The organism is Streptococcus oralis (genome assembly GCF_026782345.1).
GTDB lineage: Bacteria > Bacillota > Bacilli > Lactobacillales > Streptococcaceae > Streptococcus > Streptococcus oralis_CK.
Map to the genome: position 1 here is coordinate 409,912 of NZ_JAKUWI010000001.1, position 16,668 is coordinate 426,579.

The following is a 16,668-nucleotide window of genomic DNA, read 5'->3' on the forward strand; positions in this document are numbered from 1 at the left end:
CTTATGTTTGAAATTTTTAAATCCTATCAGTTTAATAAAGAAAAAGCCCATGCCTATGGTTTTGTAGAAAATGGGGAAGTTTGGACCTATAGTTGCCAGATTTTGCAGGGTGACTTTTTCATGACAGTCTCTATCACTCCGGATAATGTGAGCTTTCAGGTTTTTGATCAGGAAACGGGTGACCTCTATCCTCAAGTACACATGGAAAGTATGCGGGGAAGTTTTGTCGGAAGTGTCCGTGAGGCTTGTTTGGAGATTCTTTACCAGATTCGGAAGGCTTGCTTTGATGTGCAGGATTTTATCTGTCCTCAGACTAAGCGTATCATGGCTCAAGTTCAGGAGAAATATGGTAATCAGTTGGAGTATCTGTGGGAAAAATCACCTGATACAGCTGTATTGCGCCATGAAGACAATAAAAAGTGGTATGCCGTTTTGATGAGAATCCCATGGGATAAGCTGGAAAAGGGTAGAGAAGGGCTAGTCGAAGCTGTCAATATTAAACACGACCAAGTAGCTGATTTTCTTTCACAAAAGGGCATTTATCCAGCTTTTCATATGAACAAACGCTACTGGCTTAGTCTGGCACTTGATGATACTTTGTCAGATGAAATGGTACTGAAATTGATAGAAAGAAGTTGGAACCTAACCGTGAAAAAATAGGGGAATTTGCTTGAGTTTTCAAATACTTTCAATTAGCAAAATATTCTTTACTGAAGAAATTTTCAGAAAATAATGGATTTTTTCTTGACAAGAGATTTTTCCTATGCTAGAATACTAAACAAGATATCAAACGAAGGAGAAAGTCAAACATGAAAACAGCTAAGTTTAATCAATTTGCTTTGTTGTTGAGGTACTCGGGCTAGTGCAAAAGCATTAGTCCTGTTTGGCTTACCAAGCGGGAGTAAATCAACATCTCGCTTGGGTTTCTGAGCGAGATGTTTTTTTAAAACTATATTTGGAAAAGGGGAAATCTTATGCGAACAGTTGAATTTCTAGATACCAGCCTTCGAGATGGAGAGCAGACACCTGGCGTTAACTTTTCAATCAAGGAAAAAATTGCCATTGCAAGGCAGCTGGAGAAATGGGGCATTTCAGCCATTGAAGCTGGTTTTCCAGCTGCTAGCCCAGATTCATTTACAGCAGTTCAGGAGATTGCTAAAGTCTTGAAAAAAACAGCGGTGACAGGTTTGGCACGTTCGGTCAAGTCTGATATAGATGCTTGTTATGAGGCGCTCAAGGATGCCAAGTATCCTCAGGTTCACGTCTTTATCGCGACCAGTCCGATTCACCGCAAGTATAAGCTCAATAAGAGCAAGGAAGAGATTTTAGAAGCTATTAAGGAGCATGTTTCTTACGCACGTTCTAAGTTTGAAATTGTCGAATTTTCTCCAGAGGATGCGACCAGGACAGAGTTGGATTTCCTCTTGCAAGTCGTTCAAACAGCGGTTGATGCAGGGGCGTCTTATATCAATATCCCTGACACGGTTGGATTTACGACGCCAGAGGAGTATGGTGCCATCTTCAAATACTTAATTGAGAATGTCAAAACTGATCGTCAGATCATCTATTCTCCTCACTGTCACGATGACCTCGGAATGGCAGTGGCTAACAGCCTTTCTGCTGTCAAGAATGGTGCAGGACGTGTCGAAGGAACTATTAATGGCATTGGTGAGCGAGCTGGAAATGCTGCTTTGGAAGAAATAGCAGTGGCTCTCAATATTCGCCAAGATTACTACCAAGCAGAAACAAGTATTGTCCTAAATGAAACCATTAATACGTCAGAAATGGTTTCTCGCTTCTCAGGTATACCAGTTCCTAAAAATAAAGCGGTGGTCGGTGGAAATGCCTTCTCTCACGAGTCTGGTATTCACCAAGATGGAGTTCTTAAAAATCCTCTTACTTATGAGATCATCACACCTGAATTGGTCGGTGTTAAGAGTAATAGCCTTCCGCTTGGAAAATTGTCAGGTCGCCACGCTTTTGTAGAAAAACTAAGAGAACTGGCCCTAGATTTTACAGAAGAGGATATCAAACCACTCTTCGCTAAGTTCAAGGCACTAGCGGACAAGAAACAAGAAATCACAGATGCAGATATTCGAGCTCTGGTAGCTGGAACCATGGTTGAAAACCCAGAAGGTTTCCACTTTGATGATTTACAACTTCAAACCCATTCAGATAATGACATTGAAGCGCTTGTTAGTCTGGCTAATATGGATGGTGAAAAAGTCGAATTTAATGCGACAGGACAAGGTTCCGTTGAAGCAATCTTTAACGCTATTGATAAGTTCTTTAACCAATCTGTCCGCTTGGTGTCCTATACCATTGATGCTGTGACAGATGGAATTGATGCTCAAGCTCGTGTCTTGGTTACTGTTGAAAACAGAGATACAGAAACCATTTTTAACGCAGCAGGTCTTGATTTCGATGTGTTAAAGGCTTCAGCTATTGCTTATATCAATGCCAATACTTTTGTTCAAAAAGAGAATGCAGGTGAGATGGGGCGCAGCGTTTCCTACCGAGACATGCCTAGTGTGTAAAGGAGAAGGCTATGACAAAGAAAATAGCAGCACTAGCAGGGGATGGAATCGGTCCAGAAATCATGGAAGCTGGTTTAGCGGTTCTGGAAGCTCTAGCTTCAAAAACAGGCTTTGACTATGAGATAGACAGACGCCCCTTTGGAGGTGCGGGTATTGATGCTGCGGGGCATCCCTTACCTGATGAAACCCTTAAGGCATGTAGAGAAGCAGATGCTATTCTCCTTGCGGCTATCGGTAGTCCTCAGTATGATGGAGCATCGGTTCGGCCTGAACAAGGCTTGCTGGCTCTTCGTAAGGAACTCAATCTCTATGCTAATATTCGCCCTGTTAAGATTTTTGATAGTCTCAAGCATTTGTCACCTCTCAAACTGGAACGAATTGCTGGTGTTGACTTTGTTGTGGTGCGTGAGTTGACAGGTGGTATCTACTTTGGGGATCATATCCTTGAAGAGCGCAAAGCTCGTGATATCAACGACTACAGCTATGAGGAAGTAGAGCGGATCATTCGCAAGGCATTTGAAATCGCAAGAAGTCGCAGAAAAATCGTTACTAGTATCGATAAGCAAAATGTTCTAGCAACATCAAAACTCTGGCGCAGAGTAGCTGAGGAAGTCGCGCAGGATTTCCCAGATGTGACCTTGGAACACCAGTTGGTGGACTCAGCTGCCATGATTATGATTACCAATCCTGCCAAGCTTGATGTCATCGTGACGGAAAATCTTTTCGGAGATATCTTATCTGATGAATCAAGCGTTCTATCTGGCACACTTGGCGTCATGCCATCAGCCAGTCATTCTGAAAAAGGCCCAAGTCTTTATGAACCTATTCACGGTTCGGCACCTGATATTGCAGGTCAAGGAATTGCCAATCCTATCTCCATGATTTTGTCAGTTGCCATGATGCTGAGAGACAGCTTTGGACGTTATGAGGATGCGGAGCGTATCGAGCGTGCTGTTGAAGCTAGTTTAGCGGCTGGCATTTTAACAAGAGATATAGGAGGACAGGCTTCAACCAAGGAAATGACAGAAGCCATCATTGAAAGATTATGAAGATAAATGAAGGAATCACGCTTACCCTCTTGATTTGGAATTTGCTGGTTTTCTTGATTTATGGCATTGACAAATCCAAGGCAAGAAGAGGTGCTTGGCGCGTCCCAGAGAAAATCTTACTCATTTTAGCCCTTACTTGTGGTGGTTTTGGTGCCTGGTTGGCAGGTATCACCTTTCACCACAAGACTAGAAAATGGTATTTTAAAACAGTTTGGTTTCTCGGGATGGTAATCACACTAGTAGCCTTATATTTTATTTGGAGGTAATGGATGGCAGGAAAATCGATTTTTGATAAATTATGGGACCGTCATGTCATCACAGGAGAAGAAGGGCAGCCCCAACTCATGTATGTGGACCAACACTATATTCATGAAGTGACTAGTCCCCAAGCTTTTCAAGGATTACGAGATGCAGGCCGTAGATTGAGACGACCAGACTTGACATTTGGGACCTTTGACCACAATGTACCAACTGTCAATATCTACGATATTCGAGATGTCATTTCTAAAGCACAAATTGATAAGCTTGCTGAAAATGTTGAGGAGTTTGGAATTGAACATGCTGCCCATGGTTCTGAAAAGCAGGGAATCGTTCACATGGTAGGTCCAGAAACAGGACGGACGCAACCAGGAAAATTCATCGTCTGTGGAGACAGTCATACAGCTACTCACGGAGCTTTCGGAGCTATCGCCTTTGGGATTGGGACCAGTGAGGTTGAGCATGTCTTTGCTACCCAGACACTCTGGCAAGTTAAACCTAAGAAAATGTTGGTAGAATTCACCGGTGTTCCTCAAAAAGGAGTATATTCTAAGGATTACATTCTCGCCTTGATTGCCAAGTACGGCGTTGCTTGTGGTGTAGGCTATGTGGTGGAATATCGTGGGCAAGCAATTGATGCTCTGACAATGGAAGAGAGAATGACCATCTGCAATATGTCCATCGAGTTTGGCTCTAAGATGGGCATCATGAATCCAGATCAAACTACCTATGACTATCTCAAGGGACGGGAATGTGTTCCAGAGGATTTCGAGGAGGCTGTTGCTGACTGGAAGACGCTTGTCAGCGATGAGGATGCTGTTTATGATAAAGTTATCCGGATGGATGTCTCAGACTTGGCTCCTATGGTGACCTGGGGAACCAATCCTGCTATGGGAGTTGACTTTGACAGTAGCTTCCCAGAAATTAAGGATATGAATGATGAACGAGCTTATCATTACATGGACTTGGAGCCTGGTCAAAAGCCAGCGGATATTGAACTAGGTTATATCTTTATCGGGTCTTGTACTAATGCTCGTCTCAGTGATTTACAACTGGCCGCGCGATTTGTCAAAGGGAAGAAAATAGCTCCTAACTTAACTGCTATCGTGGTTCCAGGCTCTCGTCCTGTCAAACGAGCTGCTGAGAAGTTGGGCTTGGATAAGGTTTTCTTAGATGCTGGCTTTGAGTGGCGAGACCCAGGTTGCTCTATGTGCCTAGGGATGAATCCCGACAAGGTTCCTGATGGTGTCCACTGCGCTTCAACTAGCAATCGTAACTTTGAAGACAGACAGGGCTTTGGTGCTAAGACCCATCTCTGCAGTCCAGCTATGGCAGCGGCGGCGGCTATCGCAGGGCGCTTCGTAGATGTTCGGCAAATGCCAGAGGCCCAGTAAGGAGAGGATATGGAGAAATTTACAGTTTATACGGGAACGACCGTTCCTCTCATGAATGATAACATCGACACCGACCAAATACTCCCCAAGCAGTTTCTCAAGTTAATTGATAAAAAAGGCTTTGGTAAGTATCTCATGTATGCTTGGCGTTATCTGGACGATAACTATACTGAGGATCCAGACTTTGTCTTTAACCGACCTGAATACCGAAAAGCCAGTATCCTCATCTCGGGGGATAACTTTGGTGCGGGGTCTTCGAGGGAACACGCAGCTTGGGCTCTAGCTGACTATGGTTTTAAGGTCGTGATTGCAGGTTCTTTTGGGGATATTCATTACAATAATGAACTCAATAATGGCATGTTGCCTATTGTTCAGCCCAGAGAGGTTAGAGAGAAACTAGCCCAACTCAAACCGACCGATCAGATAACTGTGGACTTGGAGCAACAAAAAATCATCTCACCAGTTGGAGAATTCACTTTCGAAATAGATAGCGAGTGGAAACACAAACTTTTAAATGGTTTGGATGATATCGGTATTACTTTGCAGTATGAAGACTTGATTGCTGCCTATGAAAAACAACGTCCAGCCTACTGGCAGGATTAGAATAAATATAGAAAAGGAACTATAGAACTATGACAAAACACATTCAATGGAACGGGACACTTTCACAAGAAGGCTATGAAATCTTAAAAGGTGAGGGCGGATGTATCGTTTGTCCTACTAAAGTCGGTTACATTATCATGACTAGCGATAAGGCAGGACTTGAACGCAAGTTTGAAGCTAAAGAACGTAACCGTAACAAGCCAGGTGTTGTACTTTGTGGTAGCATGGACGAGCTCCGCGCTTTAGCACAACTCAACCCAGAAATTGAAGCCTTCTACCAAAAACATTGGGATGAAGATATTCTCCTTGGTTGTATCCTTCCTTGGAAACCAGAAGCTTTTGAGAAATTGAAAGAATACGGTGATGGCCGTGAAGAACTCATGACAGACGTTCGTGGTACAAGCTGTTTTGTTATCAAGTTTGGTAAAGCTGGTGAACAATTGACTGCTAAACTTTGGGAAGAAGGTAAAATGGTCTATGCCTCATCAGCCAACCCATCTGGTAAAGGAAACCGTGGTAAGGTAGAAGGTATCGGAGAACGTATCGAAGGAGCAGTGGACCTTGTCATCGAGGCAGACGACTATGTGGCATCCATCCAACCGGACAAAACAATCGAAACTCGCTACGAGCAAGGTGTTATGGTGTCTATGGTTGATAAGGACGGCAAACTCATCCCAGAACAAGGAGGAGACCGTTCAATCTCACCAGCTCCAGTTGTGATCCGCAAAGGGCTTGACATTGATAAAATCATGATGCACCTGTCAGATACCTTTAACTCATGGGACTATCGTCAGGGTGAGTACTATTAAGATAAAAAAGAAGTCTAGTGTTAAGAGACATTGAAGCTCCTAACACTGGGCTTTTTCTTTAGAAATTCTTTTCTTTTTCTATAGGATATGATATTCTATATGTGAAATAGGATTTTGAAATATTAAATACTAACTAGCCTATAATATGAAAATGGAGCTACAAAATGGAAAAAAAATTAAATTATTGGATGATAGTTGCAGGAGGAGGTGGAAAAGTTTGGTCTTTATTCAAAGAAGAGAATATAGCTTGTATAGATTTCGATTCTAATTTATCTAATATTTTAGATTACAATAATCCTGAAGAATTGAAGCAAGGAAAGCGGAGCAATTTATTTATTTGGAAGTTTGCACATGACATAAAAATAAATGATTATATAATAGCTACCTCAGGATTTAACAAAATTTTAGGTATTGGACAATGTGTGAAAACATATTACTTTGATGAAACAAAATCAAAGTTTAAACATTGTATTGGTGTTAATTGGTTGAAAGTAGATGGTGAATGGGAATACCAAGGTACAAAAGGTGCAAGACAAACCATCAACTGGGATAGAAATTCAGAACGTATCAATTTATATAAATCTATTATAAATGGTACATACAGAAAAAATATAGAGAAAATTGTTATGGATAAAAATATTAACGATTATTTAGATAAATTAAAAAAATCCAAAAACCTCATCCTCCGTGGTGCACCTGGCACAGGAAAAACTTATCTTGCTAAAGAAATTGCCAAAGAATTAACGGGTGGCAACGAAGACCAAATCGAATTTGTACAGTTTCACCCTTCCTATGATTATACGGATTTTGTAGAGGGGTTGAGACCAATCCTGGTAAATGATGGACAGATTAACTTTGGCTTGCAGGACGGCATTTTTAAGAAGTTTTGTCAGAAGGCTAAAGAAGCTCAAAAAACTGGAGGCCAAGATAATTTTGAGGAAGCGTGGGATCTTTATCTTGAATATGTAAATAGCAGAGATGAAAAAGAATATTTGACAGAATTTTCCTATCTCACAGTAAATAGTAGAAATAATTTTAATATCAATTATGAAACTAAAGCCCAAGGAACTTGCTTAACAAAATCTTATGTTTATGAACTCTATAAAGATGAAAAATGTCTGAAACAGCCCTATTATCGTAATCAAGGAAAAAAAGTCCTAGAAACTTTAAAGAAAAGATTTGGTCTGAAAGATTATATTTCTCCAACAGAAATTGACACAGACAAGAAATTCGTCTTCATCATCGATGAGATTAATCGTGGGGAGATTTCTAAGATTTTTGGTGAACTCTTTTTCTCTATTGATCCTGAATATCGTGGCGAAAGGGGGAGTGTTGCTACCCAGTATGCTAATTTACATGAGACGGATGACAAGTTTTATATTCCTGAGAATGTCTACATCATCGGAACAATGAATGATATTGACCGTTCAGTAGATACCTTTGATTTTGCTATGCGTCGTCGTTTCCGTTTTGTTGAAGTTACTGCTGAAAGCCAAGTTGCTATGTTGGATAAAGAACTAGATATCCATGCAGAAGAAGCAAAACTTCGTTTAAGAAACTTGAATGTTGCTATCGAAAATGTTCAGGAGTTAAACAGTCATTATCATATCGGACCAAGTTATTTCCTTAAGTTGAAGGATGTAGACTTTAACTATGAATTACTCTGGTCTGATTACCTCAAACCGCTTTTGGAAGATTACTTACGAGGTTCTTATGAAGAGGCTAAAACTCTAGATACATTGAAAAAAGCATTTGATCTGACAAATAAAGAGCAAACAGTTCAGCAAGATACTGGTGATGATAATGCGGATAACTGATAATCAGCATAGAATTGCTAAAGAAGACTTTGCCACAGAATATCCCAACCTTAGTCAAGCCCTTCTTGATAGAACACTAGATAACCTTTCTCGAGAGGACTGTATCTTTATATTTCCAAATGACCTGCAATATTCTCCTGATTTAGACAAGGACCAAAAGATTTTTGAAACAGTTAATCAGGAAATCAAGACAGGAAATGTAATTGGTTTTCTTGGATATGGTCAGGAAAGATTAACGATTTCCTCTCGTTTTTCTGATGAAAGTAACGACCATTTTTTGCATTATCTTTTACAAAAGGTTCTCAATATCAATCTGACTAGTTTGGATGTTGGTCTATCTCCAGAGGATAAACTCTATCAGCTTTTGATTTACCTCTTTCCCAAATATCTGCAAGCTGCTCTCCGAAAAGGTCTTTATAAGGAATACCAGCGATTTTTCAATAACGATAGTCATGTAAAGGGTGTACTAGATGTTGGAAATCATCTGAAAAAAAATCTCCCTTTTATGGGAAATATTGCCTATACTACTAGGGAATTTACCTATGATAATCCACTCATGCAGTTGATTCGACATACGATTGAGTACATAAAGAATCAGAAAAGTTTCGGAGTTCTGCTCGATAGTAATCGTGAAAATATGACAGAAATTACTCGTGTAACTCCAGCTTATAAACTAGCTGATCGTCCTAAGATTATCAGAATGAATAAAATCAAACCCATCCGACACGCCTATTTCAGAGAGTATAGAAAATTACAGGAAGTCTGCTTGATGATTCTGAGTAGAGAAAAGCATGGTCTTGGACCTCAAGCCCAGATGGTACATGGTATTCTCTTTGATGTTGCCTGGCTTTGGGAAGAGTATGTTCATACCTTGTTGCCAAAAGGTTTCATCCATCCACGAAATAAAGATAAGACGAACGGAATTTCAGTATTTTCTGTTGGGAAACGAAAAGTATATCCAGATTTTTATGACAGAGAACGAAATACTGTTTTAGATGCTAAATATAAGAAACTGGAGTTCACTGAAAGAGGGATTAACCGCGAGGACTTGTTCCAGCTGATTTCCTATTCTTATATTTTAAAAGCTGAGAAAGCCGGACTGATTTTCCCTAGTATGGAGCAGTCAGTAAATAGTGAAATAGGAAAACTAGCTGGCTATGGAGCTCAATTGAAGAAGTGGTCTATCCAAATCCCTCAGAATACTTCATCTTACAATGAATTTTGTAAAATGATGGAAAATTCAGAAGAAAATTTTAAAGCGATTATTGATGAAGAAGTGGGGAGAAAGTAATCTCTTCGCTTTTTTGCTATTTATATAAGTAATTTCCGAACAATATAATTTGATTATTGAAAATATTTGACAAAAACTGTACTTTGGTTTATAATTAATCAAGGAAACGTCGGAAAAAGGCGTAGAGATGCGCAAGCATAGGTAGGTCATTACAAAAGAAACGAGACATCGATATGTTAAATGAATTTCCAATTTTTGATTACGAAGATATTCAGTTGATCCCAAATAAATGTGTCATTAAAAGTCGCGCAGAAGCAGATACAAGTGTCACGCTTGGAAATCACTCTTTTAAACTACCTGTTGTACCTGCAAATATGCAGACGATTTTGGATGAGAACGTAGCAGAGCAACTTGCTAAAGGCGGTTACTTTTACATTATGCATCGTTTTGATGAGGCTGGGCGCATTCCTTTTATCAAACGCATGCACGATCAAGGGCTCATTGCTTCCATTTCTGTCGGTGTCAAGGATTACGAGTATGACTTTGTTAGTCGACTCAAGGCTGATGCTCCTGAGTATATCACGATTGACATTGCCCATGGTCATGCGGATAGCGTGATTTCTATGATTCAACATATCAAGAAAGAATTGCCAGATACTTTTGTCATTGCTGGTAACGTAGGAACACCAGAAGCTGTGCGCGAATTGGAAAATGCTGGAGCGGATGCCACTAAGGTTGGAATCGGTCCTGGTAAGGTTTGTATCACCAAGGTGAAAACAGGTTTTGGTACAGGTGGCTGGCAATTGGCTGCCCTACGCTGGTGTGCCAAGGCTGCGCGTAAACCGATCATCGCTGATGGTGGGATTCGTACTCATGGTGATATTGCCAAGTCTATCCGTTTCGGTGCCAGCATGGTCATGATTGGTTCCCTTTTTGCAGGGCATATCGAAAGCCCAGGGAAGACAATCGAAGTTGATGGGGAACAGTTCAAAGAATACTATGGTTCAGCTTCTCAATACCAAAAGGGAGCCTATAAAAATGTGGAAGGTAAGCGCATCTTACTGCCTGCTAAAGGGCATTTGCAAGACACCCTTACTGAGATGGAACAGGACTTGCAAAGTGCTATCTCTTATGCAGGTGGACGCAAGGTTGCTGACCTCAAACACGTTGATTATGTTATCGTGAAAAACTCTATCTGGAACGGGGATGCATCCCACTAATGGACGCTTAGTCTACCCATAAAAAAACTTGTTATTAGAGCAAATTTCTGTTATAATAAGACAAGTTTCCACCCTTAGTGTAATGGATATCACGTAAGATTCCGGTTCTTGAGATGGGGGTTCGATTCCCTCAGGGTGGATGTAAATAGCCCAAGAAAGCCTTAAATAAGGCTTTTTCTTTATCTCGCCCCAAATTTGCCCCTAAAATTAAAAATTTTATTCTAAAAAATGCTCAAATCCCCTCTAGTCCCGTTTTAAAGTGACTCAGGGGGCTTTTTTTGATATAATAAAAGAGACTGTTATCAGTTAGAAAGAGGTTGGTATGAAAGAATTACAAACTGTACTAAAGAAGCGTTTTGCAATCGAATTTGCAGACAAAAACTTACTGGAAACTGCCTTTACTCATACGAGTTATGCCAATGAGCACCGCCTCTTAAAAATTTCACACAATGAGCGCTTGGAATTTTTAGGAGACGCTGTTCTGCAATTATTGATTTCAGAATATCTGTATAAAAAATATCCTAAGAAACCAGAGGGAGATTTGTCTAAACTCCGTGCCATGATTGTCCGTGAGGAGAGTTTGGCTGGTTTTGCGCGTGATTGCCAGTTTGATCAGTTTATCAAGCTGGGGAAAGGGGAAGAAAAGTCTGGTGGGCGCAATCGTGACACCATTCTTGGAGATGCCTTTGAAGCCTTTCTGGGAGCATTGCTTTTAGACAAGGATGTTGCTAGGGTAAAAGAGTTCATCTATCAGGTCATGATTCCCAAGGTTGAAGCAGGTGACTTTGAAATGATTAAGGATTACAAGACACACCTGCAAGAGCTGCTCCAGGTCAATGGAGATGTAGATATTCGTTACCAGGTGACCTCTGAAACGGGACCTGCCCATGATAAGGTTTTTGATGTAGAAGTTCTGGTTGAGGGCAAGAGTATCGGAAAAGGTCAAGGTCGTTCTAAAAAATTGGCAGAACAAGAGGCCGCCAAAAATGCAGTTGAGAAAGGGCTGGATTCATGTATTTAAAGGAGATTGAGATTCAGGGATTCAAGTCCTTTGCTGACAAGACCAAGGTCGTCTTTGATCAAGGTGTGACAGCTGTCGTTGGGCCCAATGGTTCTGGGAAATCAAATATTACAGAAAGTCTGCGATGGGCCTTGGGGGAGTCCAGTGTCAAGAGTCTTCGTGGTGGCAAGATGCCCGACGTTATCTTTGCTGGAACTGAAAGTCGCAAACCACTCAATTATGCTTCTGTTGTCGTGACTTTGGATAATGAAGATGGTTTTATCAAGGATGCGGGGCAAGTCATTAAGGTTGAACGTCATATCTATCGTAGTGGTGATAGCGAGTATCGAATTGATGGCAAAAAAGTCCGTCTCCGCGATGTACATGACCTTTTCTTGGATACTGGTTTGGGACGTGATTCCTTCTCCATCATTTCCCAAGGGAAGGTTGAGGAGATTTTTAATTCCAAGCCAGAGGAACGCCGAGCTATTTTTGAAGAAGCTGCTGGAGTTTTAAAATACAAGACTCGTCGAAAAGAAACAGAAAGCAAACTGCAACAAACTCAAGACAATCTTGATCGCTTAGAGGACATTATCTATGAGTTGGACAATCAAATCAAGCCCTTAGCAAAACAAGCCGAGAATGCGCGCAAGTTTCTTGACTTGGATGGTCAACGCAAGACGATTTATTTGGATGTACTGGTTGCCCAAATCAAGGAAAACAAGACTGAACTAGAGCTAACAGAAGAAGAGCTAACGCAGGTTCAGGAACTTTTGACTAGCTATTACCAAAAGCGCGAAGAGTTAGAAGAGGAAAATCAAACTATTAAAAAGAAACGCCAGGATCTCCAAGCTCAAATGGCCAAGGATCAAGGAAGTTTGATGGATTTGACCAGTCTAATCAGTGACTTAGAGCGAAAACTAGCCCTATCCAAACTGGAATCTGAGCAGGTGGCCCTCAATCAACAAGAAGCACAAACCCGTTTGGCAACTTTGGAAGATAAGAGAAAGGCTCTGAGTAAAGAAAAATCTGAAAAAGAAGCGAACTTGGAACAGTTAGAGGAAAGTCTAGCTGAAAACAACAAGGAACTCAATCGTTTAGAAGCGGAGTTGTTGGCATTTTCAGAGGATCCTGACCAAATGATCGAGCTCCTGCGTGAACGTTTTGTGGCGCTTTTACAAGAAGAAGCGGATGTCTCAAACCAGTTGACCCGCATCGAGAATGAACTAGAGAACAGCCGTCAGCTATCTCAAAAACAAGCAGACCAACTTGAGAAATTGAAAGAACAGCTGGCTACAGCTAAAGAGAAGGCCAGTCAACAGCAGGCTGAGCTTGAAACAGCCAAGGAGCAGGTTCAGAAATTATTGGCAGACTACCAAGCTAGTGCCAAGGAGCAAGAGGAGCAGAAAGTTTCTTTCCAAGCCCAGCAGAGCCAACTCTTTGACCGTCTAGACAGTCTCAAGAACAAGCAGGCTCGAGCCCAAAGTTTAGAGAATATCCTTAGAAATCATAGTAATTTTTATGCGGGCGTTAAGAGTGTTCTTCAAGAAAAAGATCGTCTTAGTGGGATCATTGGTGCAGTCAGTGAACATTTGACCTTTGATGTGCATTATCAAACTGCTTTGGAGATTGCGCTTGGAGCTAGCAGTCAGCATATCATTGTAGAAGATGAGCAAGCGGCAACCAAGGCTATTGATTTTCTCAAGCGCAACAGAACTGGTCGTGCAACCTTCCTTCCTTTGACAACGATTAAGGCGCGTACAATCTCTAGTCAGAATCAAGATGCTATCGCTGCAAGTCCAGGATTTCTGGGCATGGCTGATGAGTTGGTGTCGTTTGACAAGAGACTAGAAACCATTTTCAAGAACTTGCTAGCTACGACGGCTATCTTTGATACCGTAGAACATGCGCGTGTCGCAGCTCGTCAAGTTCGCTATCAGGTTCGCATGGTGACGCTTGATGGTACCGAATTGCGTACAGGTGGTTCCTATGCGGGTGGTGCTAATCGTCAAAACAATAGTATTTTCATCAAGCCAGAGCTGGAACAATTACAAAAAGAAATTGCTGAAGAAGAAGATAGTCTGCGGTCAGATGAAGCGAGTTTGAAGACCTTGCAAGATGAGATGGCGGTATTGGCAGAAAGATTAGAAGCTATCAAATCTCAGGGTGAGCAAGCTCGTATACAGGAGCAAGGCTTGTACCTTGCTTATCAGCAAACCAATCAGCAGGTCGAAGAACTGGAAACGCTTTGGAAACTTCAAGAAGAGGAATTAAATCGCCTATCTGAAGGAGATTGGCAAGCGGACAAGGAAAAATGCCAAGAGCGCCTTGCTACTATCGCCAGTGAAAAGCAAAATCTGGAAGCTGAGATTGAAGAGATTAAGTCTAACAAAAACGCTATTCAAGAACGCTATCAAAACTTGCAGGAACAGATTTCTCAAGCGCGCTTGCTTAAGTCCGAACTACAAGGACAAAAGCGGTATGAAGTGACTGATATTGAACGCCTAGGTAAGGAATTGGATAACCTCAATCTCGAACAAGAGGAAATTCAGCGCCTTCTCCAAGAAAAGGTTGATAATCTTGAGAAAGTGGATACGGATTTGCTAAGTCAGCAGGTGGAAGAGGCCAAAACTCAGAAAACAAACCTCCAACAAGGTCTGATTCGCAAGCAGTTTGAGTTGGATGATATTGAAGGTCAGCTAGATGATATTGCCAGCCATTTGGATCAGGCGCGCCAGCAGAATGAGGAGTGGATTCGTAAACAAACACGTGCTGAAGCCAAAAAGGAAAAGGTCAGCGAACGCTTGCGCTATCTACAAGCTCAATTAACTGACCAGTACCAGATCAGCTACACTGAGGCGCTAGAAAAGGCTCATGAACTGGAAAATCTAACTCTGGCGGAGCAAGAGGTTAAGGATTTAGAGAAGGCTATTCGCTCGCTGGGTCCTGTCAACTTAGACGCTATTGAACAGTACGAAGAAGTCCACAATCGTTTGGATTTCCTAAATAGTCAACGAGATGATATTTTGTCTGCGAAAAACCTACTCCTTGAGACCATCACAGAGATGAATGATGAGGTTAAGGAACGCTTTAAATCAACCTTTGAGGCTATTCGTGAGTCCTTTAAAGTGACCTTTAGACAGATGTTTGGCGGTGGTCAGGCAGACTTGATATTAACTGAGGGCGATCTTTTAACAGCTGGTGTGGAGATTTCTGTTCAACCACCAGGTAAGAAAATCCAATCTCTCAACCTCATGAGTGGTGGTGAAAAAGCCCTATCTGCTCTGGCTCTGCTCTTCTCAATCATCCGAGTTAAGACTATTCCTTTTGTTATCTTGGACGAGGTAGAGGCGGCGCTGGACGAAGCCAATGTCAAACGTTTTGGGGATTACCTCAACCGCTTTGATAAGGATAGTCAGTTTATCGTCGTGACCCACCGTAAGGGGACGATGGCGGCAGCGGATTCTATCTATGGAGTTACCATGCAAGAATCAGGTGTATCTAAAATTGTTTCGGTTAAGTTAAAAGATTTAGAAGAAACAGTAGACTAGTTACCAAACGATAGCATCTCTTAGGAGGTGCTATTTTTTAAAACTCATAGCTTGAATTGTCTATCAAGGTCAGTTCAGGCGCAAAAAACGACATTTGGGATTTCCTCTTAGCGAAAAGACTTTCTCTATGATATAATAGTTTCATGATTACAACAGTACCTATTAAGAACGAAAAAGATATTGCAGTACCAGGGAAAACAGTCCTTGTACTAGGTTATTTTGATGGCATCCACAAGGGACATCAGAAACTCTTTGAAGTGGCCAGCAAGGCTTCGATGAAGGATTATCTGCCAGTTGTCGTGATGACCTTTACAGAGTCGCCAAAACTTGCCTTGCAACCTTACCAACCTGAGCTTATGCTCCATATCGTCAATCACGAGGAACGGGAGCACAAGATGAAATGGCATGGGGTAGAGGCTCTTTTCTTACTTGACTTTAGTAGCAAATTTGCTAGTTTAACGGGTCAAGAATTCTTTGATACCTATGTTAGAGCTTTAAAACCAGCTATTATTGTAGCAGGATTTGACTATACTTTTGGCTCTGATAAGAAAACTGCGGATGACCTGAAGGATTATTTTGATGGAGAGATCATCATTGTTCCTCCGGTCGAAGACGAAAAGGGCAAGATTAGTTCTACACGGATTCGTCAGGCAATTCTTGATGGAGATGTCAAGGAAGTCAACCATCTACTCGGCACACCGCTCCCAACCCGTGGAATGGTCGTTCATGGAAATGCTCGTGGGCGTACTATCGGTTATCCAACAGCCAATCTGGTCCTAAGAGATCGAACTTATATGCCAGCAGACGGTGTTTACGTAGTCGATGTAGAAGTACAACGTCAGAGATATCGTGGCATGGCAAGTGTTGGGAAAAATGTTACTTTCGATGGAGAAGAGCCGCGTTTTGAAGTCAATATTTTTGATTTTTCAGATGATATTTATGGTGAGACAGTCATGGTCTACTGGCTAGACCGTGTCCGCGATATGGTTAAATTTGACTCCATCGACGAGCTCGTAGACCAACTCCAGAAAGACGAAGAAATTGCTCGGAACTGGAAGGATGGAGAATCTGTCATTCAAGGGTCTCAGGTATAGAAAATGTCTGAAAAAGCTACTAGGAGGATTAGTTTTTTTTAGTAGTTTTGAAAGTGTGATATAATGCACTTTCAGTCCTCTTAGTTACCTATTTTAGTAACTATT

At 41.5% G+C, this 16,668-nt stretch carries 13 protein-coding genes and 1 tRNA gene; all 14 read left to right on the forward strand.

What is annotated here, in order from left to right; translation table 11 throughout:
- Positions 1–3 precede the first annotated feature (3 nt).
- Positions 4–660, forward strand: a complete 657-nt coding sequence (locus MK405_RS02040; RefSeq protein ID WP_268704175.1) for an MmcQ/YjbR family DNA-binding protein — start codon at positions 4–6, stop codon at positions 658–660.
- A gap of 314 nt (positions 661–974) precedes the next feature.
- Positions 975–2,537 carry a 2-isopropylmalate synthase gene (locus tag MK405_RS02045; protein WP_268704176.1) on the forward strand — a complete coding sequence of 521 codons (1,563 nt, stop codon included), beginning with the start codon at positions 975–977 and terminating at the stop codon, positions 2,535–2,537.
- 11 nt (positions 2,538–2,548) lie between these two features.
- The gene (gene leuB, locus MK405_RS02050) at positions 2,549–3,586 is read left to right on the forward strand and encodes a 3-isopropylmalate dehydrogenase (RefSeq protein WP_268704177.1); all 1,038 of its coding nucleotides are present in this window, start codon (positions 2,549–2,551) and stop codon (positions 3,584–3,586) included.
- Positions 3,583–3,852: a DUF1294 domain-containing protein gene (locus MK405_RS02055; RefSeq protein WP_268704178.1), complete on the forward strand. Its 270-nt coding sequence runs from the start codon at positions 3,583–3,585 to the stop codon at positions 3,850–3,852. Before leuB ends, MK405_RS02055 begins: the two co-directional genes overlap by 4 nt.
- A 3-nt stretch (positions 3,853–3,855) precedes the next feature.
- The gene (leuC, locus tag MK405_RS02060) at positions 3,856–5,238 is read left to right on the forward strand and encodes a 3-isopropylmalate dehydratase large subunit (protein ID WP_268704179.1); all 1,383 of its coding nucleotides are present in this window, start codon (positions 3,856–3,858) and stop codon (positions 5,236–5,238) included.
- 9 nt (positions 5,239–5,247) lie between these two features.
- Positions 5,248–5,841, forward strand: coding sequence for a 3-isopropylmalate dehydratase small subunit (gene leuD, locus MK405_RS02065; protein ID WP_268704180.1), 594 nt, complete (start codon positions 5,248–5,250; stop codon positions 5,839–5,841).
- A gap of 29 nt (positions 5,842–5,870) precedes the next feature.
- Positions 5,871–6,650, forward strand: a complete 780-nt coding sequence (locus MK405_RS02070; protein ID WP_268704181.1) for an L-threonylcarbamoyladenylate synthase — start codon at positions 5,871–5,873, stop codon at positions 6,648–6,650.
- Positions 6,651–6,814: 164 nt separating this feature from the next.
- A complete protein-coding gene (locus MK405_RS02075; protein WP_268704182.1) occupies positions 6,815–8,467 on the forward strand; it encodes an AAA family ATPase in 1,653 nt (550 codons plus the stop codon).
- Entirely contained in the window at positions 8,454–9,758 is a 1,305-nt protein-coding gene (locus MK405_RS02080) for an McrC family protein (protein ID WP_268704183.1), read from the forward strand. The genes MK405_RS02075 and MK405_RS02080 overlap by 14 nt, the downstream gene beginning before the upstream one ends.
- A gap of 173 nt (positions 9,759–9,931) precedes the next feature.
- Positions 9,932–10,918 (forward strand): GMP reductase, encoded by a 987-nt coding sequence (locus tag MK405_RS02085; RefSeq protein WP_268704184.1) that lies wholly within the window; start codon positions 9,932–9,934, stop codon positions 10,916–10,918.
- Between the two features lie 68 nt (positions 10,919–10,986).
- Positions 10,987–11,058 (forward strand) — tRNA-Arg (locus MK405_RS02090).
- A 182-nt stretch (positions 11,059–11,240) separates the two neighbouring features.
- Positions 11,241–11,939, forward strand: coding sequence for a ribonuclease III (rnc, locus tag MK405_RS02095; RefSeq protein WP_000661472.1), 699 nt, complete (start codon positions 11,241–11,243; stop codon positions 11,937–11,939).
- Positions 11,930–15,469, forward strand: coding sequence for a chromosome segregation protein SMC (gene smc / locus MK405_RS02100; RefSeq protein ID WP_268704185.1), 3,540 nt, complete (start codon positions 11,930–11,932; stop codon positions 15,467–15,469). Before rnc ends, smc begins: the two co-directional genes overlap by 10 nt.
- Positions 15,470–15,612: 143 nt before the next feature.
- Positions 15,613–16,563, forward strand: coding sequence for a bifunctional riboflavin kinase/FAD synthetase (locus MK405_RS02105; protein WP_268704186.1), 951 nt, complete (start codon positions 15,613–15,615; stop codon positions 16,561–16,563).
- Positions 16,564–16,668: the final 105 nt, after the last annotated feature.